This is a genomic window from Achromobacter arsenitoxydans SY8, assembly GCF_000236785.1.
GTDB classification, from domain to species: Bacteria; Pseudomonadota; Gammaproteobacteria; order Burkholderiales; family Burkholderiaceae_B; genus Achromobacter; species Achromobacter arsenitoxydans.
In genome coordinates this window covers 22,059-47,852 of the sequence record NZ_AGUF01000013.1, presented here as the reverse complement: position 1 = coordinate 47,852, position 25,794 = coordinate 22,059, and the positions used below count along the sequence as shown (strand labels likewise).

21 protein-coding genes are annotated in these 25,794 nt (G+C 67.5%); 14 read left to right on the top strand and 7 right to left on the bottom strand.

Annotated features, from left to right (window positions below):
• Positions 1-636: 636 nt before the first annotated feature.
• From KYC_RS02725 to KYC_RS02715, 3 genes are read right to left on the bottom strand one after another with little or no spacing between them, the layout of a single operon-like run.
• Complete coding sequence (locus tag KYC_RS02725; RefSeq protein WP_043517415.1) at positions 637-2,055, bottom strand: efflux transporter outer membrane subunit; 1,419 nt, start codon at positions 2,053-2,055, stop codon at positions 637-639.
• A gap of 5 nt (positions 2,056-2,060) precedes the next feature.
• Positions 2,061-4,019 (bottom strand): MacB family efflux pump subunit, encoded by a 1,959-nt coding sequence (locus KYC_RS02720; protein WP_008158619.1) that lies wholly within the window; start codon positions 4,017-4,019, stop codon positions 2,061-2,063.
• A 1-nt stretch (position 4,020) separates the two neighbouring features.
• Positions 4,021-5,205 carry an efflux RND transporter periplasmic adaptor subunit gene (locus KYC_RS02715; protein ID WP_008158618.1) on the bottom strand — a complete coding sequence of 395 codons (1,185 nt, stop codon included), beginning with the start codon at positions 5,203-5,205 and terminating at the stop codon, positions 4,021-4,023.
• Positions 5,206-5,602: 397 nt separating this feature from the next.
• On the opposite strand from KYC_RS02715, the gene KYC_RS02710 reads away from it, so the two are divergent.
• From KYC_RS02710 to purU, 6 genes are all read left to right on the top strand, one after another.
• Positions 5,603-6,811, top strand: a complete 1,209-nt coding sequence (locus KYC_RS02710; protein ID WP_085945406.1) for an MFS transporter — start codon at positions 5,603-5,605, stop codon at positions 6,809-6,811.
• A 2-nt stretch (positions 6,812-6,813) separates the two neighbouring features.
• On the top strand, positions 6,814-7,476 hold the full coding sequence (locus KYC_RS02705; protein ID WP_085945405.1) for a gamma-glutamylcyclotransferase: 663 nt from the start codon (positions 6,814-6,816) through the stop codon (positions 7,474-7,476).
• A 131-nt stretch (positions 7,477-7,607) separates the two neighbouring features.
• A complete protein-coding gene (pdxH, locus tag KYC_RS02700) occupies positions 7,608-8,237 on the top strand; it encodes a pyridoxamine 5'-phosphate oxidase (RefSeq protein ID WP_008158615.1) in 630 nt (209 codons plus the stop codon).
• 54 nt (positions 8,238-8,291) lie between these two features.
• Entirely contained in the window at positions 8,292-8,816 is a 525-nt protein-coding gene (locus tag KYC_RS02695; RefSeq protein WP_008158614.1) for a flavin reductase family protein, read from the top strand.
• Positions 8,813-9,922: an NAD(P)/FAD-dependent oxidoreductase gene (locus KYC_RS02690; RefSeq protein ID WP_008158612.1), complete on the top strand. Its 1,110-nt coding sequence runs from the start codon at positions 8,813-8,815 to the stop codon at positions 9,920-9,922. The genes KYC_RS02695 and KYC_RS02690 overlap by 4 nt, the downstream gene beginning before the upstream one ends.
• Positions 9,923-9,959: 37 nt before the next feature.
• A complete protein-coding gene (purU, locus tag KYC_RS02685) occupies positions 9,960-10,814 on the top strand; it encodes a formyltetrahydrofolate deformylase (protein ID WP_008158611.1) in 855 nt (284 codons plus the stop codon).
• A gap of 3 nt (positions 10,815-10,817) precedes the next feature.
• On the opposite strand, the gene KYC_RS02680 is transcribed toward purU, so the two are convergent.
• Complete coding sequence (locus tag KYC_RS02680; protein ID WP_008158609.1) at positions 10,818-11,735, bottom strand: LysR family transcriptional regulator; 918 nt, start codon at positions 11,733-11,735, stop codon at positions 10,818-10,820.
• Positions 11,736-11,853: 118 nt separating this feature from the next.
• On the opposite strand from KYC_RS02680, the gene KYC_RS02675 reads away from it, so the two are divergent.
• The 4 genes from KYC_RS02675 (at position 11,854) to KYC_RS02660 (ending at position 17,234) form a co-directional block, all read left to right on the top strand.
• Positions 11,854-13,560, top strand: coding sequence for an acyl-CoA dehydrogenase family protein (locus tag KYC_RS02675; protein WP_008158608.1), 1,707 nt, complete (start codon positions 11,854-11,856; stop codon positions 13,558-13,560).
• A 46-nt stretch (positions 13,561-13,606) separates the two neighbouring features.
• Entirely contained in the window at positions 13,607-14,587 is a 981-nt protein-coding gene (locus KYC_RS02670; protein ID WP_008158605.1) for a Bug family tripartite tricarboxylate transporter substrate binding protein, read from the top strand.
• Between the two features lie 12 nt (positions 14,588-14,599).
• The gene (locus KYC_RS02665) at positions 14,600-15,709 is read left to right on the top strand and encodes a CaiB/BaiF CoA transferase family protein (protein ID WP_008158602.1); all 1,110 of its coding nucleotides are present in this window, start codon (positions 14,600-14,602) and stop codon (positions 15,707-15,709) included.
• A 133-nt stretch (positions 15,710-15,842) separates the two neighbouring features.
• The gene (locus KYC_RS02660; protein ID WP_008158601.1) at positions 15,843-17,234 is read left to right on the top strand and encodes an APC family permease; all 1,392 of its coding nucleotides are present in this window, start codon (positions 15,843-15,845) and stop codon (positions 17,232-17,234) included.
• A gap of 9 nt (positions 17,235-17,243) precedes the next feature.
• Here the strand turns inward: KYC_RS02660 and ggt are convergent, their stop codons facing one another.
• Positions 17,244-19,007 carry a gamma-glutamyltransferase gene (ggt, locus tag KYC_RS02655; protein ID WP_008158598.1) on the bottom strand — a complete coding sequence of 588 codons (1,764 nt, stop codon included), beginning with the start codon at positions 19,005-19,007 and terminating at the stop codon, positions 17,244-17,246.
• A gap of 185 nt (positions 19,008-19,192) precedes the next feature.
• Here ggt and KYC_RS02650 point away from each other — a divergent pair, with 185 nt between their 5' ends.
• Positions 19,193-20,098, top strand: a complete 906-nt coding sequence (locus tag KYC_RS02650) for a LysR family transcriptional regulator (protein WP_008158597.1) — start codon at positions 19,193-19,195, stop codon at positions 20,096-20,098.
• A gap of 87 nt (positions 20,099-20,185) precedes the next feature.
• On the opposite strand, the gene KYC_RS02645 is transcribed toward KYC_RS02650, so the two are convergent.
• Complete coding sequence (locus KYC_RS02645) at positions 20,186-21,178, bottom strand: tripartite tricarboxylate transporter substrate binding protein BugE (protein ID WP_008158595.1); 993 nt, start codon at positions 21,176-21,178, stop codon at positions 20,186-20,188.
• A 244-nt stretch (positions 21,179-21,422) separates the two neighbouring features.
• Here KYC_RS02645 and KYC_RS02640 point away from each other — a divergent pair, with 244 nt between their 5' ends.
• Positions 21,423-22,322 carry an AEC family transporter gene (locus KYC_RS02640; RefSeq protein ID WP_008158594.1) on the top strand — a complete coding sequence of 300 codons (900 nt, stop codon included), beginning with the start codon at positions 21,423-21,425 and terminating at the stop codon, positions 22,320-22,322.
• A gap of 58 nt (positions 22,323-22,380) precedes the next feature.
• Here the strand turns inward: KYC_RS02640 and fumC are convergent, their stop codons facing one another.
• Entirely contained in the window at positions 22,381-23,778 is a 1,398-nt protein-coding gene (fumC, locus tag KYC_RS02635) for a class II fumarate hydratase (protein ID WP_008158592.1), read from the bottom strand.
• Positions 23,779-23,940: 162 nt separating this feature from the next.
• Between fumC and tsaE the strand changes: the two genes are divergently transcribed.
• Positions 23,941-24,480: a tRNA (adenosine(37)-N6)-threonylcarbamoyltransferase complex ATPase subunit type 1 TsaE gene (gene tsaE / locus KYC_RS28550; RefSeq protein WP_008158589.1), complete on the top strand. Its 540-nt coding sequence runs from the start codon at positions 23,941-23,943 to the stop codon at positions 24,478-24,480.
• Positions 24,408-25,790 carry an N-acetylmuramoyl-L-alanine amidase gene (locus KYC_RS02630; RefSeq protein WP_008158588.1) on the top strand — a complete coding sequence of 461 codons (1,383 nt, stop codon included), beginning with the start codon at positions 24,408-24,410 and terminating at the stop codon, positions 25,788-25,790. The genes tsaE and KYC_RS02630 overlap by 73 nt, the downstream gene beginning before the upstream one ends.
• Positions 25,791-25,794: the final 4 nt, after the last annotated feature.

The window sequence follows — 25,794 nt, the reverse complement described above, 5'->3', positions numbered from 1 at the left end:
TCTTGGCGGTCGCTGGGGAGGATCTGCGTGCTTGGCGTTTTTCTCCCCGGCGAAGGAAAAGAGAGAGATCTTGCAGGGACGCCAAAACCGGCCGCGCGGGCGGCCTTCTTTGGCATATGGATGTCGTCGGCGTGGCGTTGACGCTGCGCGCTTTGGAGGCGTCCGCGTCGAAGCTCTTCACGTGCCCGGGTCGCCGGCTCCTCGCCGGTGTCAGACACCGGCCACCGCGCGCGAAACGCGGCAAGAAGCATAAACCCGCCCCAACACGCGAAGCGTCATCACCCCGACGCAAGGCACCGCGTAACGCCCCGAAGGCCGCCCGCGCGGCCGGCCGGCGGCGGGCCCCGCAAGATTTTTCTCTCTTCCACTGCCGATGGCCAGAACCTGAAGAACCCCGCCCGCCCCAGCTCCGGTGAAGATTCAACCGCCAGAGCCCGGTGCGGCGCGGGCCTGGGGTGGGCGGGGCGTGTAGATGCGCCCGGCGGAATCCGAAGGAATCGCCGAAGGCGATGACGAGGATGAGCCAGGGGCAGTCCGGAGCGAAGGCTCCGGACCGCAATCGTAGCCCCGCCCGCCCAGGCCCGCGCCGCGCCGGGCGTCTTAAGGACTCAATCGACACCGCCCCCAGCCGGTTGCCTATTCTCCGCCAACGCGCCCCACAACATCATCCCCCCCCAGCGCCTGATAAACCGTCACCTGATTCACCAGCCGATTCAACATATTCTCGTCCCGCGCAATCTCCGCGGTCCTGCGCTTCTCCTGCGCATCCAGCCAGTCCTTCAGCGACACGGCCCCGGCCCGGTACCGGACCTCGTACAGCCGCTCGGCCTCCCTCGCCGACCGTAGGGACACATCCAGTTGTTCCGCCCGCAGCGCCAGTTGCGTCCGGTTCGACAGCGCGTTCTCCACGTCCGCCATCGCCTGATACAGCGACTGCCGGAAGTTGACCACCCGCTCCTCGTAATCCGCCTTGGAAATCTTGATGTTCAGCTGCATCTGGTTCCACTGCAGAAACGGCAGCGTCAGCCCAGCCCCCAACGTCGCGATGGGGTTCTGCAGCACATCGGACAGTGTCGGGCTGGAGCTTCCCAGCGCCCCCGTCAGCGTCAGCGGCGGATAGAAGCTGGCGCGGGTGGCGTCGACAGTGGCCAACGACTCGCGCAGCCGCATTTCCGCGGCCTGCAGGTCGGGACGCCGGCCCAGCAGTTCTGCAGGCACGCCCGCGCGGGCTTCCGGCAGCGCGTTGGACGGCAGGCGGACCGGATCGGCCATGCTGCGGTCCGGCGGGCCGTCGAACAGGATGGTCAGCGCGTTCGTGTATTCCACGCGCTGCTGCACCAGCAGCGCATGCGCGGCCTGCTGGCTGGCCACGGTCTGCTCAGCCTCGGCCAGCTCCAGCGCGGACGCTCCGCCCGCCGCATACTGCGCGCGCACCAGGTCCTGCGTGCGGCGCGCATAGGCGATGCTTTCCTCGCTGCTGGCGATGCGCTGGTTGATGAACGCCTTCTGCCAATACAGCGTCGCGGTCGTGCCCACCAACGACAGCGCGGCGCTCCGGCGATCCTGCTCGGTTGCCAGGGCTTCCCACTGCGCGGCATCGCGCTGGCGCGACAGCTTGCCCCACAGGTCCACTTCGTAGCTGACGGTCAGTTGGGCCGAGTTGGTGCGGGTGATGGCGCGGTCGCCGTCCAGGTTGCGAACCCGCGAGACATTCGCGTCGCCGCCGAGCTGCGGGATGAGCTTGTCTTCGGACAGGCCCGCCTGGTACTGCGCGCGGCGCACGCGGATCGCCGCCGCGGCCAGGTCGTTATTGCGGGCCAGCGCGGCGTCCACCAGGCCGTTGAGCACCGGGTCGTCGAAATTGCGCCACCAGGCGCCGCCGTCGGCCAGGGACGCCTGCGGGTCCGCCTGCCCGCCCTGCGGCGCGTGGGTCCAGGCGGCGGGCGTGCTGGTCGCCGGCGGCTCGTAATCGGTGCGCAGCAGGCTGCCGCAACCGCCCAGCGCCAGCATCAGGGCCAGCGCGGCGGGCTTGAGGATCAGGGAAACCGCTTTCATCTTCATCATTCCCGGGCCAGGGCCTCGACGGGATCCAGGCGCGCCGCGTTGCGCGCCGGCAAATAGCCAAAAATCACACCTATCAGGGTCGAGCACGTGAATGCCGCCACCATAGATGCCGTGGAATAGATCATCTGGAAAGACCCGCCGGTGGCCTTGGACACCAGCACGCCCAGCCCCAGCGACAGCAGGATGCCCACCGCGCCGCCGATCAGGCAGACCAGCACCGCTTCAATCAGGAACTGCTGCATGATGTCGCTGCGGCGCGCGCCCACCGCCATGCGCACGCCGATCTCGCGGGTGCGCTCGGTAACCGACACCAGCATGATGTTCATGACCCCGATGCCGCCCACCATCAGCGAAATCAGCGCGATCAGCGACACCAGCAGGGTCATCGTGGCGGTCGTGCGCTCGATGGTCTTGCGGATCGCATCGGTGTTGAACACGAAGAAATCCTTCACCACGTGCCGGCGCGTCAGCACGCGCACGATGGCCTGCTCTGCCGCGGCCGGCGGCGTGGCGTCGTTGACGCGCACCGTGATGCTCTTCAGGTGCTGCTGGCCCAGCACGCGCGACAGCGCCGTGGTGTACGGAATCCATACGTTCAGCGAGTCATTGTTGCCGAAGACCGTGTCCTTCTTCTGCGTCACGCCGATCACGCGGGCCGGCATGGACCCCAGGAATACCACCTGCCCGATCGGTTCGGTGTGGGTGCCGAACAGCGCGCGCCGCGTGCCCTCGTCGATCACCACCTCCTGCGCCCGGCGCGCCACGCTGGTCTCGTCGAAGAACTTGCCTTGCTCCAGCTGGATCGCGCGCACGCGGAAGTACTGCTCGCCCACGCCCTGGATCGCGCCGTTCACCGACACATTCCGGAAGCGCAGCGTATTGCTGGTGGCGACTTCAGGCGTGACGCTGTCCACATAGGACTCGCGCGCCAGCGCGTCGGCGTCCGCCGCGACCAGCGTGCGAATGTTGACCGCCTTTTCGTCGCCGAAATCCTTGCCGGGAAAGATCTCGACCGTATTGGTGCCGATCGCGCTGATGTCGTCCAGGATCTTGCGCCGCGAGCCTTCGCCCAGCGCCACCACCGACACCACGGCGGCGATGCCGATGATGATGCCCAGCATCGTCAAAGACGTGCGCAGCCGGTGGGCGTTCATGGCCAGCAGCGCCATGCGCAGCGCCTCGCCGCAGCGGTCCAGATAGGCCTGCCACGCCGGGCGCTGGGCCAGCGCCGGGGCGTCGTCCCTGGCGGCGTCGCGGCGCGGCGCGTCGGGATTGCGCGTGTCGGCGACGATCTCGCCGTCGCTGATCTCGATGATGCGCTGGGCATGGCGCGCCACATTCATATCGTGCGTCACGATGATGATGGTGTGGCCCGCCGCGTTCAGCTCTTCCAGGATGCGCAGCACCTCCTGGCCGGTATGCGTGTCCAGCGCGCCGGTGGGCTCGTCGGCCAGGATGATGTCGCCGCCGTTCATCAGCGCCCGCGCGATGCTCACGCGCTGCTGCTGGCCGCCTGAAAGCTGGCCGGGCCGATGTTCGGAGCGCTCGGCCAGCCCCAGCCGCGCCAGCAGCTCGGCGGCCCGCGCAAGCCGCGCCTCGCGGCGCTTGCCCGCGTAGACGGCCGGCACTTCCACGTTGCCTTGCGCGGTCAGGTCCGACAGCAGGTGGTAGCGCTGGAAGATGAAGCCGAAGTGCTCCCGGCGCAGTTCGGCCAATTCGTCGGGATCCAGGTCGCCCGTGCTGCGGCCGCCCACCACGTAGTCGCCGCGGGTCGGCCGGTCCAGGCAGCCCAGGATGTTCATCAGCGTGGACTTGCCCGATCCGGACGCGCCCACGATGGCCACCATTTCGCCGGCCTCGATCGTAAGGTCGATGTCCTTCAGGACGGCGATGGTCTGGTCGCCCGCGGGAAACTCGCGGCGCACCCCGGCCAGGGAAATCAGCGGCCCGCTCATGTCAGGCCCCTGGCTTGGCGACCGCCGCCGCGGCATCGGCCGACACGACGCGTTCGCCCACCTCCAGGCCTTCCAGCACCTGCGCCTGCACATTGTTGTTCATGCCGATGCGGACCTGGCGCGTTTCCGTCTTGTTGTCCTTCAAGACCACCCGCACCGCGTAGCGCCCGTCCTCGCCGCGCTTGCCCAGGGCCGAAGCCGGCACCACCACGGCATTCTTGGCCTCGCCCAGCACGATAAAGACCTGCGCGGTCATGGAAATGCGCAGCTTCTCATCCGGATTGGGCACGTCGAAAATCCCGTTGTAGTACACGGCGGCGCTGGTGGACGTGCTGGTGGAAGACGTCAGCGACGAGGTCGCGTCGTCCTTCTGAATAGAGTCCGGCGCCGGCTCCACCGCGCGCAGCGTGGCCCGGTAGCGCTCGTCGGGCTCGCCCAGGATGGTGAAGTAGACCGGCAGCCCCGTCGTGACCCGCGTTACGTCGGCCTCGGAGATCTGCGCCTTGATCGTCATGGTGTCCACCTGGGCCACCTTGATGATGGTGGGCGCGCTCTGGATCGAGTTGACCGTCTGGCCTTCCTTCGTGACCACGGCCACCACCATGCCGTCGATGGGCGAAACGATGCGCGTGTAGCCCAGGTTGACCCGGGCGGTATCGACCTGGATCTCGGCCTGGGCGATCTGCGCATCCAGGGACGCGATTTCCGCGCGGGTCACGGCCAACGTGGCCTCGGCGGTCTCATAGGCTTCGCGCGAACTGGCGTCCGCGGCCAGCATCTGGCGCTGCCGCTTGAAGTTGAGTTCGGCCTGCTTCAGCGTGGCGACCTTGGCGGCCCGCTCGGCGCGGCGCGTCTGCAGCGCCGCCTCGGCGTTGCGCAATTCGTTCTGCTGGGTCAGATCGTCGATTTCCGCTACCAGTTGACCCTTCTTGACCCGGTCCCCCAGCGCCACCTTCAGGGATTTCAACTGCCCGGTCGCCTGGGCGCCCACGCTGACCCGCTCGATGGCGTCGATGGTGCCGCTGGCCAGCACGCTGTCTTCCAGATCGGCGCGGGTGACCTCGGCCACCGCGAAGGTGGGCGGCGGCGGCGCCGAAAAGAACGCGGCACGGACACCGAAACCAAGAAGCAGGAGGAGCGCCGCCGCCAGGGCGTAGCGCTTGAATTTGCTGCGGGACTTTTTCATTGAACCTGATCGAAATGAACGGCGGGCGCCGCGGCCGGCGCCGGTAATGCCGCGATTGACGGCTTGGGCAGCGGGGACGGGCCCCATTGCCCGCCCATCCTAAACGGCGCCCTGTTTCAGCCCATATCCAACCGACGCCAAAAACGTGAGAAACAGTAAGGCGGATCACCGCCCGGGATGGTTCCGTTGCGAGAACGATACAACGTTCACGCGGGGCATCCGGAACCCTTTTAACGCACCTGACGCGAACGTGCCGTCATCTTGCTTCGTAAGGACACGACTTGGCCGCTAGATGATGGCTATCTCGCCGCAGTGACTAGTCACTGCCTGCGGCAGCGCAAGATATCGTCGCCTCGACATAGACGGACGTTGCGAACAGAATGACTGCAGTTAAGCCGTGTCTACCTCCAACAGATCCCCCTCCTCGCCATCCAGTTCCCCGGAATTTTCCGGGGCGGTGCTTTTGTGCCTGCTGGCCATGATGAATCATGTGGCGCTGACAGGGGGACGCATCACCGTTTCACTGACCGCGCTGCAGATGGGCTTGTCCACCTTCAAGGTCGGCACCCTGGTCGCCGTGTTCGCCGTGCTGCCCATGCTGTTTTCGGTGCGCGCCGGGCGCTGGGTGGATCGCGTGGGCATCGTCCGCCCCCTCGTCATCGGGACGACTTTGGTCGCCATCGGCACGCTATTGCCCTTTATTTCGCAAACTCAGCTTGCCCTGCTGGTCGCATCGTGCTGTATCGGCATCGGCTTCATGCTGCATCAGGTCGCGACGCAGGATCTGCTGGGGCACGCGGAGCCCGAGCAGCGGCTGCGCAATTTTTCCTTCATGTCCCTGGCCCTTGCGGGCTCCGGCTTTTCCGGCCCCCTTATTGCCGGGCTGGCGATTGACCATCTGGGCACCCGCAGCGCATTCGGGATTCTCGCGCTGGGCCCGTTGCTATCCGCCGGTGGATTGTACGTGTTGCGCCACCAATTGAAAGCCGTGGATGCCGCCATTTCCGGGGTGCGCGAGGCCCAGCGCCGCCGCGTGACCGAACTGTTGGCCGTGCCCGCGCTGCGGCGCATCCTCATGGTCAACACCATCCTGTCCGGCGCCTGGGACACTCATTTGTTTGTCGTGCCGATCTTCGGCGTGGCCATCGGCCTGTCCGCCACCACGATCGGCGTCATTCTTGCCTCGTTCGCGGCGGCAACATTCGTCATCCGCCTGATTCTGCCCTTGATCCAGCGCCGCGTCCGTTCCTGGACACTGGTCCGCGTGGCCATGGCCACCGCGGCGATCGACTTCATGCTTTACCCGTTGTTCACCGACGTTACCGTCCTGATCGTGCTGTCTTTCATCCTTGGGCTGGCCTTGGGATGTTGCCAGCCGAGTATGCTTTCCCTGCTGCACCAGCATTCGCCCCCCGGGCGCGCGGCCGAGGCCGTGGGCCTGCGGATGGCGCTGATCAACGGCTCCCAGGTGTCGCTGCCGTTGACCTTCGGCGCGCTGGGTGCGGTAATTGGCGTTGCCCCGCTGTTCTGGGCCTATTCCGTGGCCCTGATGGCCGGGGGCTGGGCCAATCGCAATCCTCCGCACGAGCCTGAACGGAAACCGTAGTCGTGAATAAGCCGTTATCCCCGCCCGCCTCGGATTTGTCCGGCGCCTCCCTGCCCTTTCGCCTCTGGACGCCCGAAGAACGGCAGGCCTCGCTCGAGGACGCGCTGCGCCACACGCAGGAAGGCGAGGACGTGTGGGTCTACGGCTATGGATCGCTGATCTGGCGCCCCGACTTCGACTTCATGGAACGCCGCCTGGCCACGCTGCGCGGCCATCACCGGGCGCTCTGCCTGTGGTCGCGGGTCAACCGCGGCACGCCGGAATGCCCCGGGCTGGTGTTCGGGCTGGACCGCGGCGGCTCCTGCCGAGGCGTGGTCTACCGGCTGGCCGGCGACCAGGTCCCCAATTATTTCCCCGCGCTCTGGGAGCGCGAGATGTCCACGGGCGCCTACCTGCCCCGCTGGATCAACTGCGCGACCGACACCGGCACCGTCCGCGCGCTGGTGTTCATCATGAACCGGGACAATCCGGCCTACATCCGCGCCCTGCCGGAAGCGGAATTGCTGGCGATCGTGCGCCGCGCCGCCGGACGCTACGGCCCCTGCACCGACTACGTGGTGCAGACCGCCCAGGCGCTGCGCGCTGCCGGCATCCATGACGCCCGCCTGGACGCCATCGCCCGCCGGCTCGAACTGGACGGCCGTCCGCTGCCCGAAGGCGCCTGAACCGGCCCTGGTTTTCAGCCCCTGATCCCCGGCTCCGCGGCCGACTTGCCCGGGGCCTGAGCGGGGTCAATAGGGAAGCGTATCCCCAAGCGGTATAAACTCCCTGTTATCAACGCTGAGTCCCTACGACCATGTCTGTCTCTGATCTGCGTCAAAGCTACGACAAGAACGTGCTCCTGGAAAGCCAGGCGGCCGCCTCTCCGTTCGAGCAATTCCACCGCTGGTTCGACGAGGCCCTGGCCTCCAAGGTGCCGGAACCCAATGCCATGACCCTGGCCACGGTGGACGCCGACGGCCAGCCCAGCGCCCGCATCGTCCTCATCAAGGGGTACGACGAGCAAGGCTTCACGTTCTTCACCAACTACGAATCCCGCAAGGGGCTGGACCTGCAGGCCGAGCCGCGCGCCAGCCTGTTGTTCTTCTGGCAGCCGCTGGAGCGCCAGATCCGCATCGAAGGCGTGGTGGAAAAGGTGGCGGCCGAAGAGTCGGACGCCTACTACCACAGCCGTCCGGCCGGTTCGCGCATCGGCGCCTGGGCCTCGCGCCAGAGCCAGCCCATCACCCGCGAAGAGCTGGAAGCCCGCGAGAAGGAATTCCGCGAGCGCTTCGGCGAACAGCCGCCCCGCCCGCCGCACTGGGGCGGTTACCGCCTCAAGCCCACCGCCTTTGAATTCTGGCAAGGCCGGCCCTCGCGCCTGCACGATCGCCTGCGCTACGTCGCGGACGGCGCCGCCTGGAAGATCGAACGCCTGTCGCCCTGAGCCGGGGCGCCCCCACGCCGGGCGCCTTGCGCGCCCGACCGAACCGTCTATTGCATGTCCGCCTCTTCCCCTGATTTCGACTCCGCATTTTTCCGCACCGCACTGGGCCGCTACGCCACCGGCGTAACGGTCGTGACGACCGCCGACCTGGAGGGCGCCCCCATCGGCCTGACGGTCAGCTCCTTCAACTCCGTGTCGCTGAACCCGCCGCTGGTGCTGTGGAGCCTGTCGCTGGCCTCGTCCTCGCTGGCCGCGTTCGAGCAGTGCGAACGCTATGTCGTCAATGTGCTCAGCGCGGAGCAGATCGCGCTGGCGCGCCGATTCGCCACGGGCAAGACGCCGGACCGCTATGCGGGACTGACGGTGCACCATGCGCCGGGCGGCACGCCGATGCTGGACGGCCATTGCGCCGCCTGGTTCGAATGCCGCAACCGCAGCCGCTACGTAGAGGGAGATCACGTCATTATGGTCGGAGAAGTCGAACGTTGCGGACATAGCGGCGAGCCTCCGCTGGTCTTTCACGCGGGCGGGTTCGACCTGACCCCGGCCGGCGCCCGTTCCGAAAAGGCCCGCTCATGAGCGCCGACGTCGATTGCGTCGTCATCGGCGCCGGCGTGGTGGGCCTGGCAATCGCCCGGGCGCTGGCGCAATCGGGACGCGAGGTCCTGGTGGCCGAGGCCACCGAGGCCATCGGCACGGGCACCAGCTCGCGCAACTCGGAAGTCATCCACGCGGGCATCTACTACCCGGCCGGCAGCCTGAAGGCCCGCCTGTGCGTGCGCGGCAAGCACCTGCTCTATGCGTATTGCGCCGAGCGCGGCGTGCCGCACAGCCGCCTGGGCAAGTTCATCGTGGCGACCACCCCGGAACAGGCGACGCAGCTGGAAGGCATCGCGCAGCGCGCCCGCGCCAACGGCGTCGACGACCTGCAATACATTTCGGGCGAAGAGGCCATGCGCCTGGAGCCCGCGCTGCGCTGCACCGCGGCGCTGGTGTCGCCGTCCACCGGCATCGTGGACAGCCACGCGCTGATGCTGTCCTTCCAGGGCGACGCCGAGAACGCGGGCGCCCAATGCGTCTTCCACACCCCGCTCGTGTCCGGCCGCGTCCGGCCCGAAGGCGGCTTCGAGCTGCAGTTCGGCGGAGACGAGGCCATGAACCTCACCTGCAATGTGCTGATCAACTCCGCCGGCCTGCAGGCGCCGGCGCTGGCCCGCCGCATCGACGGCGTGCCGGCGGCCAGCATCCCCACCGATTACCTGTGCAAGGGCAGCTATTTCACGCTGTCCGGACGCGCGCCGTTTTCGCGCCTGATCTACCCGGTGCCGCAGCATGCCGGCCTGGGCGTGCACCTGACGCTGGACATGGGCGGCCAGGCCAAGTTCGGCCCCGACACCGAATGGGTCGGCACCGAGGACTACACGATCGACCCGTCCCGCGCCGACGTGTTCTACGAAGCCGTCCGCAGTTACTGGCCAGCGTTGCCCGATGGCGCCCTGGCGCCCGGCTACACCGGCATCCGGCCCAAGATTTCCGGGCCGCACGAGCCCGCCGCCGACTTCGTCATTGCCGGTCCCGCCGACCATGGCGTGCCCGGCCTGGTGAACCTGTTCGGCATCGAATCGCCCGGGCTGACCTCCAGCCTGGCCCTGGCGGAAGAAACCCTGGCGCGCCTGTCCGCCTGATCCGTCCACCTTTTTTCAATTCCAGCCAATTTCCGCCATGCAGCACAACGACTACATCCTGACCCTGTCCTGCCCCGATCGCACCGGCATCGTCTATCGCGTCAGCGGCCTGTTGTTCGAATTGGGTTGCAACATCCTCGATTCGCAGCAGTTCGGCGACGAAGAAACGGGCCGCTTCTTCCTGCGCGTGCACTTCGACCTGCCCGCCAGCGTGGCGGTCGACGGGCTGCGCGCCCGCCTGGACGCCATGTCCGGGGAATACGACATGGAGCTCAAGCTGCATGACGCCCGCCGCAAGGAACGCCTGCTGATCATGGTCAGCAAGCAGGGCCACTGCCTGAACGACCTGCTGTTCCGCGTGCACAGCGGACACCTGCATGCGGAAGTGGCGGCCATCGTCTCCAATCACAACGACTACGCCGCCCTGGCCGCGTCCTACGGCATCCCGTTCCACTACCTGCCGGTCACGCCCGACACCAAGCTCCAGCAGGAAAAGCAGGTCCTGGAAATCGTCGACCAGGCGGGTATCGACCTGGTGGTGCTGGCGCGCTACATGCAGATCCTGTCCGAGGACATGTGCCGCGCCCTGACCGGCCGCGCGATCAACATCCACCACAGCTTCCTGCCCAGCTTCAAGGGCGCGCGCCCCTACCACCAGGCGCATGCGCGCGGCGTGAAGATCATCGGCGCCACCGCCCACTACGTGACCTCGGACCTGGACGAAGGCCCGATCATCGACCAGGACATCGAACGCGTCGACCACACCATGACCGCCCAGGACCTGACCCAGGTGGGCAGCGACATCGAATCCCTGGTGCTGTCGCGCGCGGTGCGCAGCCACGTCGAACACCGCATCCTGCTGAACCGCAACAAGACCGTCGTGTTCCGCTGATCCTCACGCCGGCGCGCCGCCGGCGGGTGGCTCCACGGACGGAAACTGGCGCGCCACCAGCGCCACCGCCCGCTCCTGCAAGGGCGAGCGCGACGCGTCGGGCCAGATCACCTGGCTGACCGAGCGCGCCTGGTGCTCGAACGCAATGAACCGCGTGCCGGCCAGCCCGCTGCGCGACAGGCACGCCGGCACGATGGACACGCCCAGCCCCTGCGACACCAGCGACGCCACGCTGAGCCAATGGCGCACCTCGTGGCGGATCGCGGGCATGAAGCCGGCCGACACGCACATCGACAGGACCGTTTCGTAATAGCTGGGCGACGCCGCGCGCGCAAAAAACACAAAATCGTCCGACGCCAGTTCCGCCAGCCGCAGCGACCGGCGCCGCGCCAGCGGATGCGCCTCGGGCAGGCAGATGACGAAAGGCTCGGCCAGCAGGTCGCGCGCCTGCACCCCTTCCGGCACGGGATTGGCGTGGATGAAACCCAAGTCCTGTTCGCCGCGCCGCACCGCCTCGATCTGGTCGTGCGAATTCAGCTCGGTCAGCACATGCTCCACATCGGGCAGTTCCGCGCGCATCGCATTCAGCAGCGCGGGCAGGCCCCGGTACAGCATGGACCCCACGAAGCCGATGCGCAGCCGGCCGCGCAGGCCGGCGTCCACCTGCCGCACCAGCGTTCGCACTTCCTCGGCCTGGCGCAGCAGGATAAGGGCTTCGCGGTACAGCACCTGGCCGGCGTCGGTCAGTTCCACATGGCGGCTGGTGCGGGCCAGAAGGCGCGCGCCCACGTTTTCCTCCAGCTGCCGGATCGCATAGCTGAGCGGCGGTTGGGAAATATGCAGGCGCGCAGCCGCCCGGCTGAAATGGCGCTCCTCGGCCACGGTGATGAAGTAACGCAACAGGCGCGGATCCAGGTCCATTTGTCGCTCCTCTGGCATATCTATATTTTTTTTAGATTGATCTACATCAAAACAGTATTTGAATAGATTAATCAAGCCCCGCACCATGGGACATCTCCCGTTTCGCCAGGATGCCGCCATGGATACCCCCGTCATGCCCGTCGCCGCCACCGCTGCCGCCACACCCGTCCCGGACTCCCGCGGGCTGAACCTGTTTCACGCGGACCCCTACGCCGAGCCCCTGAGCCGGCGCTACCTGCCCCCCGCCCTGCAGGCCCACCTGCTGCCCCACCTGACCAGGCTGGGCGAACTGGCGGGCGGGGTCATGGACGAACTGGCGTCGACGGCGGACAAGCATCCGCCCACCCTGTCGGTGCGCAGCCGCGCCGGCACGGACGAATCCCGCATCGACAAGCATCCCGCCTACGTGGAGCTTGAACGCCTGGCGTACAGCGAATTCGGCCTGGCCGCGCTGTCGCATCGCGGCGGCGTGCTGGGCTGGCCCGACCCGATGCCGGCCGCCGCCAAGTACGCGCTGAGCCACCTTTTCGTGCAGGCCGAATTCGGCCTGTGCTGCCCGGTCAGCATGACGGACTCGCTGGCGCGCACCTTGCGCAAGTTCGGCGATCCCGCGCTGGTCGAACGCGTGCTGCCCCAGGTGACCTCGCTGGATTTCGACGCGCTGCGCCAGGGCGCCATGTTCATGACCGAACAGGGCGCAGGGTCGGACGTCAGCGCCACCGAAGTCGCCGCGCAGGCCCAGGAAGACGGCACGTGGCGCCTGTACGGCGACAAGTGGTTCTGCTCGAACCCCGACGCGGGCTTCGCCATGGTGCTGGCGCGCAGCGAGCCGCAGCCCGGCCTGAAGGGCGTGTCGCTCTTTTTGCTGCCGCGCGACCTGGCCGGCGGCGCGCATAACCACTACCGCATCCTGCGGCTGAAGGACAAGCTGGGCACGCGTTCCATGGCCAGCGGCGAAATCCGCCTGGAGGGCGCGGTGGCATGGCTGGTGGGCGAGCGCGGCCGCGGTTTCAAGCAGATGGCCGACATGATCAACAACTCGCGCCTGTCCAACGGCATGCGCGCGGCCGGCCTGATGCGCCGGGCCGTCACCGAGGCTGTCTACGTGTCGCAACACCGCCGCGCGTTCGGCAAGCGGCTCATCGACATGCCGCTGATGCAGCGCCAGCTGGTCAAGATGACGGTCTGGGCCGAACAGGCGCGCAGCGTCATGTTCCAGACGGCGCGCGCGCTGGCCGATGCCGACCAGGGCGCGGCGGACCCGGCCCTGGCCCGCATTCTGACCCCGCTGATCAAGTTCCGCGCCTGCCGCGATGCGCGCAAGGTCACCGGCGACGCCATGGAAGTGCGCGGCGGCTGCGGCTACATCGAGGAATGGACGGAGCCCCGGCTGGTCCGCGACGCGCACCTGGGCTCGATCTGGGAGGGCACCAGCAATATCGTCGCGCTGGACGTGCTGCGCGCCATCAAGAAGGAAAACTCGCTGCCGGCCTTGCGCAGCCACATCGACCGGCTGCTGGCCGACGGCGCGCCCTGCCCGCCCGAGTTGGCCGCCGCGCAGGCGAGCGCCCTGGAAAAGACCTATGCGCTGGCCGAGCACGCCGCGCAGGGCGACCATGCCGAGCTGGCGCGCCAGGCCGCGTCGCTGCTCTATCACGCCGTCTCCATGGCCGCGCTGCGCTGGGAAGCCACCGGCGCCGGCCTGGAAAGCCGCGCGCGGCTGGCGGACCAGGTGCTGCTGCATCGCCTGGCGCCGCGCGATCCCTACGCCATCCCGCCCGACGAAAGCGCGGCCTGCCAGGCCATCCTGCAGTACGCGCTGTAAACCGACGCCGGCGGCACAGCCGGCGCGCCATCCACTGGAGACAACCATGAAACGACTTTTCGCCCCCCTGTTCCTGGCGGCGGCCGCCGCCGTCGCGGCCACGCCCGCCCTCGCCGCGGACGCCTACCCCTCGGCGCGCCCCGTCACGCTGGTCGTGCCCTTCCCGCCCGGCGGCCCCACCGACGCCCTGGCGCGCCGCCTGGCCGAAAAGCTGCGGGAACCGCTGAAGCAGAACGTCATCGTCGAAAACCGCAGCGGCGCGGGCGGCAACATCGGCTCCGAATACGTCGCCGCCGCCAAGCCCGACGGCTACACCATCCTGTTCGGCACCTCGGGGCCGCTGGCCATCAATGTCAGCCTGTACAAGAACCAGGGCTACAACCCCGAGACCAGCTTCGCGCCCATCATCCGCATCGGCCACCTGCCCAATATCCTGGTGGTGAACCCGTCCGTGCCGGCAAACAACCTGCAAGAGCTCATCGCCTACGCCCGCAAGAACCCGGACAAGCTGAGCTATGCCTCGTCGGGCAACGGCGCGTCGTCGCACCTGGCCGGCATCCTGTTCAACCGCATGGCCGACACCAAGATCATGCACATCCCGTACAAGGGCACAGGCCCCGCGCTGAACGATCTGCTGGGCGGCCAGGTGTCGATGTCGTTCACCGACATCCTGACCGCGCTGCCTTACGTCAAGGCGGGCAAGCTGCGCGCCATCGGCCTGGCCAGCGCCCAGCGCTCGGAAGCGCTGCCGGATCTGCCCACGCTGTCCGAGCAGGGCCTGGCGGGCTACGACGTCAGCGTCTTTTTCGGCATCGTCGCGCCCAAGGATACGCCGGCCGACGTGGTCAACACGCTGAACCAGGCTTTCAAGACGGCGCTGTCCGATCCCGCGATCGAGCAGACCCTGCGCACGCAGGGCATCGTGGAAGCGCAGGACAAGACCCCGCAGGGCCTGTCCGCCTTCATCACGAAAGAAGTTCCCAAGTGGCGCGAACTCATCAAGAGCGCCAACGTTTCCATTGATTGAAGCGGAAGACACATGGCCCAGACCCTACCCAATCCAGGCGCCCTGGCGGGCTGCAAGGTGATCGACCTGTCCCGCGTGCTGGGCGGCCCCTATTGCACGCAGATCCTGGCGGACCACGGCGCCGACGTACTGAAGATCGAGCCGCCTGGCGGCGACGAGACCCGCGGCTGGGGGCCGCCCTTCCTGGGCGAGACGGCCTCCTACTTCATCGGCGTGAACCGCAACAAGGACGGCATGACGCTGGACCTGTCGCAGGCGGCTGGCCAGGAATTGCTGCGCCATCTGCTGGCCGACGCCGATGTGCTGGTCGAAAACTTCAAGCCCGGCACGCTGGAGAAGTGGGGCCTGGGCTACGAGGACCTGAAGCAGGCGTTCCCCGCGCTCATCCACTGCCGCGTCAGCGGCTTCGGATCGGACGGCCCGTTGGGCGGCCTACCGGGCTACGACGCCTGCGCACAGGCCATGTGCGGCTTGATGAGCGTGAACGGCGACGCCGACGGCGAGGCGACGCGCGTCGGGCTGCCCGTCGTGGACATGGTGACCGGGCTGAACGCGGCCGTGGCCATCCTGCTGGCGCTCAACGAACGCACGCGCAGCGGGCTGGGACAGTTCCTGGACATCACGCTGTACGACTGCGCGCTGTCGCTGCTGCATCCGCATGCGCCCAACTACTTCTACAGCGGCAAGGTGCCCCAGCGCACCGGCAACGCCCATCCGAACATCGCGCCCTACGAAACCCTGCCCACCGCCAGCGGGCCGATCTTCCTGGCCGTGGGCAACAACCGCCAGTTCGCCATGCTGGCGCAGGTGCTGGACGCGCCGGCGCTGGCTCAGGATGCGCGCTACGCCGCCAATGCGGACCGCCTGCGCAACCGCCAGGCGCTGCGCGACGAACTGACCCGCCTGCTCGCCGGCCATGACGCCGCCGCGCTGGCCGACCGCCTGCTGCGCGCCGGCGTGCCCGCCGCGGCCGTGCAGACCGTGGACCAGGCGCTGGCGCATCCGCATACGCGCCATCGCGGCATGGTGCTTGAGCAGGACGGCTACAAGGGCGTGGGGTCGCCGATCAAGCTGTCGCGCACGCCAGCCACTTTGCGCAAGCTGCCGCCCGCGATGGACTGAGCGCTATTCACAGCCGCCAACAACTTAGACATTTCGTTTCAGCACGCCCCACGATTGCCGCCTTAGACTTTTTCCAGCACCTCGCGTTGCCTTGGCGCGACCTCCCCGAATCGCAAGAGAGAGGAAAAAGACTATGGCCACGAAAGAAACGCAGGATCACACTCAGCTCAAGCGGGTGATGGGACCCAAGCTGCTGTTGCTCTTCATTGTTGGCGACATTCTGGGCACGGGGGTCTATGCCCTGACCGGACAGGTGGCGGCCGAGGTCGGCGGCGCCGCCTGGCTGCCCTTCCTGGTGGCCTTCGCGGTGGCCCTGCTGACCGCGCTGTCTTATCTTGAGCTGGTCACCAAGTACCCCAAGGCCGCCGGCGCCGCGCTCTATGTGCACAAGGCCTTCGGCCTGCATTTCCTGACCTTCATCGTCTGCTTCACCGTCATGTGTTCGGGCCTGACGTCGGCCGCGACCGCTTCGCAGGCCTTCGCGGCCAACCTGTTCGTGGCCATGGGCATCAAGGCGGACAAGAGCTGGGTCACGATCGGGGCGCTGGGCTTCATGCTGCTGGTCATGCTGGTGAACCTGCGCGGGGCGGCCGAAAGCGTCCGGGCCAACGTGGTGCTCACGCTGATCGAACTGTCGGGCCTGTTGATGGTGATCGTGCTGGGCTTCTACGCCATATCGGGCGGGCAAGCGGATTTCTCGCGTGTCATCGCCTTCGACACGCCCGAGGACAAAAGCGTGTTCCTGGCCGTGACCTCGGCCACGGCGCTGGCGTTCTTCGCCATGGTCGGCTTCGAGGACTCGGTCAACATGGCCGAAGAGACGCACGACCCCAGCCGCATCTTTCCCAAGGTCATGCTGACGGGCCTGGGCATCACCGCGGTGATCTATGTGCTGGTGTCGATCTGCGCCGTGGCGCTGGTGCCCGTGGGCGAACTGGCCAAGAGCAGCACGCCGCTGGTGCTGGTGGTCAAGCGCGCCGCGCCAGGGCTGCCGGTGGAGTACATCATGCCCATCATCTCGATGTTCGCGGTGGCGAACTCCGCCCTCATCAACATGATGATGGCGAGCCGCCTGCTGTACGGCATGTCGCGCCAGGGCGTGCTGCCGGCCTTCCTGGCGCAGGTGCACCGCAAGAACCAGACGCCCTGGACGGCCATCCTGTTCACCACCGCGCTGGCCTTCTGCCTGATCATCCTGGTGGCGCTGGCCGACTCCCAGGCCATCCGGGCGCTGGGCGGCACCACCGCGCTGCTTCTGCTGGGCGTCTTCGCCTTCGTCAACGTGGCCGTGCTGGTCCTGCGGCGCGAACGCGTCAAGCACGAGCACTTCACCATCAGCCGCGTCGTGCCGTGGCTGGGCGCGGCGGCCTGCCTGTTCCTCGTCACCCCGCTCACCGGGCGCGATGTCATCCAGTACCAGGTCGCGGGCTGGCTGCTGCTGCTGGGCGTCGTGATGTGGGGCGTGACTTACCTGGCGCGACGCCGCGAAAGCAGGATGGAACTGGATCCGTCGTCGCTGGAGTGAGCGCGGACGTCAGCCGCCCAGCGCCTGCCCCTCGCGGCGCGGATCCGCGCCGCCCTGCAGCCCGCCGCCATCAATGACGATGCCGTGGATGCCGCTGGGGAACTCCAGGACGCGCACGGGATGCCCCATGCGCTCGAGTTCCGGCGCCAGCGCTTCCAGCGGCGTGCCTTTCTCAAGCTCGGTTTCCTTGTTGCGGCTGCCCATGTTGGGCAGGTCGATCGCGGCCTGGATGTCCAGCCCCCAATCCAGCACGCCCACGATGGTCTTGGCCACGTAGTTGATGATGGCGCTGCCGCCCGGCGAACCCACCAGCATGTAGGGCTTGCCGTCGCGCAGCACGATCATCGGCGCCATCGCGCTGCGCGGACGCTTGCCCGGTTCGATCCGGTTGGCCACCAGCCGGCCCTCCGGGTCCTTGAACGAGGATGAGAAATCCGTCATCTCGTTGTTCAGCAAAAAGCCGCGCACGAAGATCTTGCTGCCGAATTCGCTTTCGATCGTGGTCGTCATCGTCAATGCATTGCCCTGCGCGTCCACGGCCGCCAGATGGCTGGTGGAAGGCAGTTCCAGCGCGTTGTCGCGGCCCAGCGACAGCAGCTTGCCCTCCGGATCGCCAGGCAGCGCGACTTTCATGCTGCGGTCCGGCTGGATCAGGGCGCCGCGCGCGCGCAGATAGGCGGGGTCCAGCATGGCGCGCACCGGCACCCGCGCGAAGTCGGGATCGGCCACGTAAAAATCACGGTCGGCGAAGGCCAGCCGGCCCGCCTCTGAAAAGTAGTGCACCGCCTGCGCGCTGCCCGGCGCGTAGGTGCCCATTGGAAACTGTTCCAGTTCGCCCAGTATTTGCAGAACCGCGATGGGGCCGCTGCTGGGCGGGCCCATTCCGCAAAGCCGGTAGCCGCGATAGGCGCCGCAGACCGGATCGCGCTCCAGGGCGCGATAGGCGGCGAGATCCTCCAGGCTCAGGTCGCCGGGTTTGGCGTGGCCCTGCACCGCGGCCACGATGTCGCGGGCAATGTCGCCCTGGTAGAACGCGTCGGCGCCCCGCGCCGCCACCATGCGCAGCGTGCGTGCGAACTCGGGGTTCTTCAGCACGTGGCCCACCGGCCAGGGCGCGCCGCCGGGCGCATAGAAGTAGGCCGCGGCCGCCGGCTGCATGGGCAGGGCCTTGTTGCCGGCCAGCAGCGCGTGCAGGCGCGGCGACACGGCAAAGCCCTGCTCCGCCAGCCGGATGGCGGGCTGGAACAGATCGGCCCAGGGCAGCGCGCCCTGCTCGCGGTGCGCAAGCTCCAGCCCGCGCAGCAGGCCCGGCACGCCCACCGACATGCCGTTGTTGACCGCCTGCGCAAAGGGCAACGGCTTGCCCTCGGCATCCAGGAAACGATCGGACCGGGCCGCGGCGGGCGCCGTCTCGCGGCTGTCGTAGGTTCTGATGCGCCCGTCTTTGGCCGAATACACCACCATGAAGGCGCCGCCGCCAATGCCGGACGATTGCGGCTCGACCAGGTTCAGCACGAGTTGCGTGGCGATGGCCGCATCCACCACGCTGCCGCCGCGGCGCAGCATCTCGTCGCCCGCCTGCGTCGCCAGCGGGTTGGCGGACACCAGCATGAAATGCGGCGCGCGCACAAGCTGGCGCGCACGCACGCCGCTGGCGGCTTCCGGATTCAGGTCCTCGGCGGCCTGCGGGGTGCGCGCCCAGCCGGGCGCAAGATGGAGCGTGCCGGCCATTGCGGCGGCGAGCAGCAGGGCGGCGTGACGGCGTAGGCGCATGGACGGCTCCGGAGTGTGGCCGGGCTTCCGGCAGTCGTCCATCATAATCAAGGCGTCCGCGCCTGTCGCACGGGCGCACGCGTCCCTGGGCCGGCGCGGCGGCCGTCCTGTGCGCAGCCGGCCACTTCCCTGCCCCATCCGGCATAGAATCGCGGTTTCCGCTCCACCTTCCCCGACATCGCGTCATGCGCCTGCGCCACATCGAGATATTCGAAGCGATCCGCCGCACCGGATCCTTGACCGAAGCCGCCGCCGCGCTGCACATCTCGCAGCCCGCCGCCAGCAAGCTGCTGGCGCACGCCGAAAGCCAGCTCGGCTTCAAGCTGTTCGACCGCGTGAAGGGCCGGCTGGTCGCCACCCGCGAGGCCGAAATCCTCACCCCCGAGATCGCGCGCCTGAGCCAGGACCTGAGCAGTGTGCGCAGGCTGGCGTCGAACCTGCGCGACCGCCCCCACGGCCACCTGCGGCTGGGCTGCGCGCCCGCCCTGGGACTGGGCCTTTTGCCGGGCGTCGTGCGCGACAGCCGCGACGCGCAGCCCGGCATCACCTTCGATATCCACACCCACCACAGCGCTGAACTGGTGCAGGGCCTGCTGACCCGCGAACTGGATCTGGCGATCACGTTCGACACGAACGACTATCCCGGCCTGACGCGCATGGGCCTGGGCCACACCGAACTGGTGCACCTGAGCCGCAAGCCCGCCAGCGGCCCGCTGCGCCTGTCCGAACTCTCGGAGCCGGCGGGCGATACGCTGATCGTGCTGGACGCCGGCGACGCCTCCGGCGCGCTGCTGCAGCTTGCGCTGGATGCGCAGGGCCTGGCCCCCCAGGTCGCCATCCAGGTGCAGACGCATTACGTGGCCTGCGCGCTGGTGGACGCGGGCTGCGGCGACGCCATCGTGGATGCGATCACCGCGCAGGCGATGCTGCGGCCTGGCATGTGCCTGCGGCGGCTGGAACCGGCCTTGCGCGTGCCGATCAGCATCATGACGCGCAACCAGGATCCCCTGTCCGCGCTGCACCGCGACCTGATCGAGCGCCTGCGCGGCGCCTGCGCCGCACGGCTGGCGGCGCTGGACGCACACGCCTGATTGCCTTCGGGCGCCGCAAAGCACAACGGGCGCCCGAAGGCGCCCGTTGCATGTCGTTCGGGGCGGACCAGCCCGCCCCGCGCAGCATCAGTCCAGCTTGATGTTCTGCTTCTTCACGACGTCCTGAGCCCAGTCGAACTGCTCTTTGATTTCCTTGGCGAACTCTTCAGGCGTGTTGCCCGACGGAGCGGAGCCCTGCTCGTCCAGCGCCTTGACGACCTTCGGGTCCTTCAGGGCCACGACAGCGGCGTCGCGCAGCTTGTTCACGATTTCCATCGGGGTGCCCTTGGGCGCCAGCAGGCCGTACCAGACCGGCTGGTTCAGCACCGGGTAGCCGGCGTCCTTGAAGGTCGGGACACCCTTGACCGCGGCGATCTGCTCGGGCCAGGCGATGGCCATGGCGTTGAGCTTGCCCGCCTGGATCTGCGGCATCGACGACGGCAGGTTGTCGAACAGGATTTCGATCTGGCCGCCGACGGCGTCAGCCAGCGCCGGGCCCGAACCCTTGTAGGGCACGTGCACGATGTCGGTGCCCGTGGCCATCTTGAACGATTCGCCCATCAGGTGCAGCACGCCGCAAGTGCCCGAGCTGCCGTAGGAGTACTTGCCCGGGTTCTTCTTCAGCTCTTCGATGAAGCCCTTGAAGTCCTTGGCGGGGAACTTCGGATTCACGGCCACGACGTTGGCGGTGTTGGCGAAGTTGGTGACGGGCTGGAAGTCCTTGATCGGATCGTACGGCAGGTCCTTAGGACGGCATGCCGGGTTCACGGCCATGGTGGAAACGGTGGCGATGGACAGCGTGTAGCCGTCGGCATCGGCGCGCGCGGCTTCGGCCGCGCCGATGGCGCCGCCCGCGCCACCCTTGTTTTCCACGACCATCGGCTGGCCGAGTTCCTGGCTCATGCGCTGCGTAACCAGGCGCGCGATGATGTCGGTGGAACCGCCCGGCGCGAACGGAACGATCACGCGGATGGCCTTGCTGGGGTACTTGTCGGCGGCGTGAGCGACCGACGCGCCGAGCGTGCCGGCGGCGCCGGTGGCGACAGCGATGGCCACTGCGAGGGAGCGGACTTTATTCATAGATGTGTTTCCTCCAAGATTGCGAGCCCGTATGTAAACGGACCGTTGTGTGTTGTGCCCGCCTGTAGGCGGACCAGCAGATAACGGTGGGGACGCGTTGCGTGTGCGCAGCGTGATGGACACTGCATTTATAGGTTGCTTGTGGCACACGCGCCCGCCAGAATGACGGAGAATAGCAGCAAATGCTTACACACGCATAGCGCGCCGATCCCCGGCTGGCGCTCGCCCGGAATCCCTTTGACTCATGTCGGTTGCACTCCTGGTTTTCCCTGATTTCCTGCTGGTTGCGCTGGGTTGGGCGCTGCGTCACAAACTGGGTTTTTCCCGCGAATTCTTCGCCGGCGCCGAACGGCTCGTGTACTTCGTGCTGTTCCCCGCGCTGCTGTTCCAATCAATACTCCGCACCCCCATCACGGCGGGCAACGCGGTCCTGCTGCTGCAGGCCACCGCGTCGGTCATGGCCGCCGGCGTGGCGCTGGCATGGCTGGCCGGCCTGGCGCTGCGCCCCTCGTCCCTGGGCCTCGCGTCATCCGCGCAATGCGGCTTCCGCTTCAACACCTATATCGGCCTGGCCTTGTCGGCCAGCCTGGCCGGCACGCAGGGCCAGACGGTCATGGCGCTGATCATCGGCTTCGCCGTGCCCATGGCCAACGTGGCGGCCGTCTACGGGCTGGCGCGCCACAGCGGCGGCAACCTGCTGCGCGAACTGGCGCGCAATCCGCTGGTGATATCCACACTGCTGGCCCTGGCCTGCAACCTGGCCGGCCTGCAACTGCCCGGCCCCGTGGACACCGCGCTCGCCCGGCTGGGCGCGGCCGCCATCGCGCTGGGCATCATCTGCGTGGGCGCCAGCCTGGCCTGGGAAGGCGGCAAAGGCTACGGTTCGCTGATCGCCTGGATGCTGGCGGTCAAGCTGGTCGCGCTCCCGGCCGTGGCCCTGCTGGTGGCCCACCTGCTGGACCTGCCGCCGCTGGAGTCGCGGATGCTGCTGCTGTTCGCGGCGCTGCCCACGGCGTCCGCCGCCTACGTGCTGGCGATGCGCATGGGCGGCGACGGCAGGATGGTGGCCGTGCTGATCTCGCTGGGCACGCTGTTTTCGGCCGTGACCATACCCATGTGGCTGCTGGCGATGGGGCACGCGTGATGCGCCCCAGCAAAATGGCCGCCCCGAAAGGGCGGCCATTTCACTTGCACGCCGCCGCTTACGACGGCTTGTGCGCGTTGGTCATCGAGCCCGGCACAACCCATTCAGCGAACTGCGCTTCGGTCACATAGCCCAGCGCCAGCGCCGATTCCTTCAGCGACAGGCCTTCCTTGTGCGCCTTCTTGGCGATCTGCGCGGCCTTGTCGTAGCCGATGTGCGGATTCAGCGCCGTCACCAGCATCAGCGAACGGTCGACCAGTTCGGCAATGCGGTCGCAATTGGGCTCGATGCCCGCAGCGCAGTGCTTGTCGAAGCTGGCCATGCCGTCCGTCAAGAGACGCACGGATTGCAGGAAGTTGTGGATCACCAGCGGCTTGTACACGTTCAGCTCGAAGTTTCCGCTGGCGCCGCCGATGTTGATGGCCACATCATTGCCCATGACCTGCGCGGCCAGCATCGTGATGGCTTCGCACTGCGTGGGGTTGACCTTGCCCGGCATGATCGAGCTGCCCGGCTCGTTTTCGGGGATGCTGATTTCGCCCAGGCCCGAACGCGGACCGCTGGACAGCCAGCGCACGTCGTTGGCGATCTTCATCAGCCCAGCGGCCAGCGACTTCAGCGCGCCATGGGCGAACAGCAGCGCTTCGTGCGACGCCAGCGCCTGGAACTTGTTGGGCGCGGACACGAAGGCCGTGCCGGTGGCGTGGGCCAGTTCGGCCGACACCTTAGCGCTGAATTGCGGGTGCGCATTCAGGCCGGTGCCCACGGCGGTGCCGCCGATGGCCAGCTGATGCAGGCCCGGCAGGGTGGCGCGGATCTGCTGCTCGGCAAGGTCCAGCTGGGCGACGTAGCCCGACAGCTCCTGGCCCAGGGTCAGCGGCGTCGCGTCCTGCAGATGGGTGCGCCCGATTTTGACGATGTCGTAGAACTTGGCGCTCTTGGCCGCCAGCGTGGCGCGCAGCGCCTTCAGGGACGGCAGCAGCTGGTGCTCCACCTGCACGGCGGCCGCCACGTGCATGGCGGTGGGGAAGGTGTCGTTGGACGACTGGCCGCGGTTGACGTGGTCGTTGGGATGCACCTTGCGCTCTTCGCCGCGCACGCCGCCCAGCAGTTCCGAAGCGCGATTGGCCAGCACCTCGTTCATGTTCATGTTGCTTTGCGTGCCGGAGCCGGTCTGCCAGACCGACAGCGGGAATTCATTCGGCCACTTGCCGGCGATGACTTCGTCGGCGGCCTGCATGATGCCGTCGGCCACCTTGGGGTCCAGCTCGCCGAGGTCGGCATTGACCTTGGCCGCCGCGCGCTTGAGCCGCGCCATGGCGTTGACCAGCGGTTCCGGCATCTTTTCGGTGGAAATCGCGAAAAAATGCAGCGAGCGCTGCGTCTGGGCGCCCCAGAGATGATCCTCGGGGACCTCGATGGGGCCAAACGTGTCTTTTTCGATGCGGGTCTTCATGGCGCTTACAACTCCGTGGCGGCGTCGGTCGCGGGCGGCAACAAGCCTTCAGTCGCGACATTATTGAGAATAACAATCAGTTATAGGTTAGCAGAAACCCGCATTCCTATAATTGCTCCAATCCATGCTCCGATCATCGTTTTTTACCACCTGCCCCGCGCCATGTCCGCCCCTCTTTGCAGCCTGACTTTGCACCTGTCCGACGAAGCCGCCACGGAGTCCTTGGCGCGGCAGCTCGCCCCCCTGGTCTCGGGAGGCGAAACCGGCCCGAAAGGCGCATGTATCCATCTTCAGGGGGACCTGGGGGCAGGAAAGACGGCCTTCACCAGGGCATTGTTGCGCGAATGCGGCATCACAGGCCGAATCAAGAGTCCAAGCTACGCGCTGCTTGAATCTTATAAAGTTTCTAACTTATACTTCTATCACCTTGATTTTTATAGATTTAGTGATTCGCGCGAATGGTTGGACGCAGGATTCCGAGATTTACTGCGTGACGATGCGGTCGTTTTGATCGAATGGCCGGAGCGGGCAGAGGGTCTTTTACCTCCGCCAGACCTGCTGATTTCCCTTGCCTATGCAGGCGACGGACGTGACGCCACCCTGACCGCGTACACCGCTCGAGGACAAACATGGTTGAACGCGATTGTCCCCCCGCCCCTGACGGCGCCCTCCCCTCGGCAGGCGCCACCCGACGCCGCCTGATCAGCGTCGCCGCCACCCTGCTCGTCCTGCCGGTTGTGCCGCGCCTGGCGCAGGCGGCAACGATCCTGGCCGTACGGACCTGGCCAGCCGACGAATACACCCGGGTCACGCTCGAACTCGACAGCGAACTCAAGGCCGAACAGTTCACGCTGGAAAATCCCCACCGCCTGGTGGTCGACATCGAGGGACTGACCCTCAGTGCAGCCCTGAACGACCTGGTTTCCAAGGTCCGCCCCGACGATCCCTACATCCAGAGCCTGCGCGTGGCGCAAAACCGGCCGAACGTGGTTCGCCTGGTGTTCGACCTGAAGCAGCCCGTGGCGCCGCAGGTATTCACGCTCAAGCCCGTGGCCGACTACCAGTACCGCCTGGTGCTCGACCTGTATCCCAAGGTCGCGCAGGATCCCCTCATCGCGATCCTGAACAAGCAGAGCGGCCCTGACGTCGACGACCCGCTGGCGCGCATCCTGGAAGACATCCAGCGCAATCCGGTGACGCGGGCGGATCCGCCCGAGCCGCCGCGCGTGCGCGGCCAGCAGCCGGCGCCCGCCCTGCCCACGCCGCCCAGCCCCCCCGCCACGGCCAGCCGCGGCAAGAAGCGCATGCTGACCATCGCGCTGGACCCCGGCCATGGCGGCGAGGACCCTGGCGCCATCGGCCGCAGCGGCCTGCGCGAAAAAGACGTGGTGCTGCGCATCGCGCGGCGCCTGAAGGCGCTGATCGACAGCCAGCCCTACATGCGCGCCTACCTGACGCGCGACGACGACTACTTCGTGCCCCTGCACGTGCGCGTCCAGAAGGCGCGCCGCGTGCATGCGGACCTGTTCGTCTCCATCCACGCGGATGCCTGGGTCAAGCCGTCGGCCAATGGCTCGTCGGTGTTCGCCCTGTCGCAGCGCGGCGCCACCAGCGCGCAGGCGCGCTGGATGGCCGACAAGGAAAACGCGGCCGACCTGATCGGCGGCGTCAACCTGGGCACCCACGACCGCCAGGTGGCCAAGGTGCTGCTGGACCTGTCCACCACCGCGCAGATCAACGACTCGCTCAAGGTCGGCAACGCCTTCCTGGACGAAATCAAGAAGATCAACCGCCTGCACAAGAACAGCGTCGAACAAGCCGGCTTTGCCGTGCTGAAGGCGCCGGACATCCCGTCCGTGCTGGTCGAAACCGCCTTCATCAGCAATCCCCAGGAAGAGGCGCTGTTGCGCAGCACCTCGCACCAGGACAAGCTGGCGCAGGCCATGATGACCGGCATCCAGCGCTATTTCACGGCCAACCCGCCGCTGGCCCGCCTGGGCGACGTCAGCTAGGCGT

Coding starts and splice junctions, on each gene's coding strand:
- KYC_RS02725 (WP_043517415.1), bottom strand. CDS start 2,055: ATGAAAGCGGTTTCCCTGATCCTCAAGCCCGCCGCGCTGGCCCTGATG.
- KYC_RS02720 (WP_008158619.1), bottom strand. CDS start 4,019: ATGAGCGGGCCGCTGATTTCCCTGGCCGGGGTGCGCCGCGAGTTTCCC.
- KYC_RS02715 (WP_008158618.1), bottom strand. CDS start 5,205: ATGAAAAAGTCCCGCAGCAAATTCAAGCGCTACGCCCTGGCGGCGGCG.
- pdxH (WP_008158615.1), top strand. CDS start 7,608: ATGTCTGTCTCTGATCTGCGTCAAAGCTACGACAAGAACGTGCTCCTG.
- KYC_RS02695 (WP_008158614.1), top strand. CDS start 8,292: ATGTCCGCCTCTTCCCCTGATTTCGACTCCGCATTTTTCCGCACCGCA.
- KYC_RS02690 (WP_008158612.1), top strand. CDS start 8,813: ATGAGCGCCGACGTCGATTGCGTCGTCATCGGCGCCGGCGTGGTGGGC.
- purU (WP_008158611.1), top strand. CDS start 9,960: ATGCAGCACAACGACTACATCCTGACCCTGTCCTGCCCCGATCGCACC.
- KYC_RS02680 (WP_008158609.1), bottom strand. CDS start 11,735: ATGGACCTGGATCCGCGCCTGTTGCGTTACTTCATCACCGTGGCCGAG.
- KYC_RS02675 (WP_008158608.1), top strand. CDS start 11,854: ATGGATACCCCCGTCATGCCCGTCGCCGCCACCGCTGCCGCCACACCC.
- KYC_RS02670 (WP_008158605.1), top strand. CDS start 13,607: ATGAAACGACTTTTCGCCCCCCTGTTCCTGGCGGCGGCCGCCGCCGTC.
- KYC_RS02665 (WP_008158602.1), top strand. CDS start 14,600: ATGGCCCAGACCCTACCCAATCCAGGCGCCCTGGCGGGCTGCAAGGTG.
- KYC_RS02660 (WP_008158601.1), top strand. CDS start 15,843: ATGGCCACGAAAGAAACGCAGGATCACACTCAGCTCAAGCGGGTGATG.
- ggt (WP_008158598.1), bottom strand. CDS start 19,007: ATGCGCCTACGCCGTCACGCCGCCCTGCTGCTCGCCGCCGCAATGGCC.
- KYC_RS02650 (WP_008158597.1), top strand. CDS start 19,193: ATGCGCCTGCGCCACATCGAGATATTCGAAGCGATCCGCCGCACCGGA.
- KYC_RS02645 (WP_008158595.1), bottom strand. CDS start 21,178: ATGAATAAAGTCCGCTCCCTCGCAGTGGCCATCGCTGTCGCCACCGGC.
- KYC_RS02640 (WP_008158594.1), top strand. CDS start 21,423: ATGTCGGTTGCACTCCTGGTTTTCCCTGATTTCCTGCTGGTTGCGCTG.
- fumC (WP_008158592.1), bottom strand. CDS start 23,778: ATGAAGACCCGCATCGAAAAAGACACGTTTGGCCCCATCGAGGTCCCC.
- tsaE (WP_008158589.1), top strand. CDS start 23,941: ATGTCCGCCCCTCTTTGCAGCCTGACTTTGCACCTGTCCGACGAAGCC.
- KYC_RS02630 (WP_008158588.1), top strand. CDS start 24,408: ATGGTTGAACGCGATTGTCCCCCCGCCCCTGACGGCGCCCTCCCCTCG.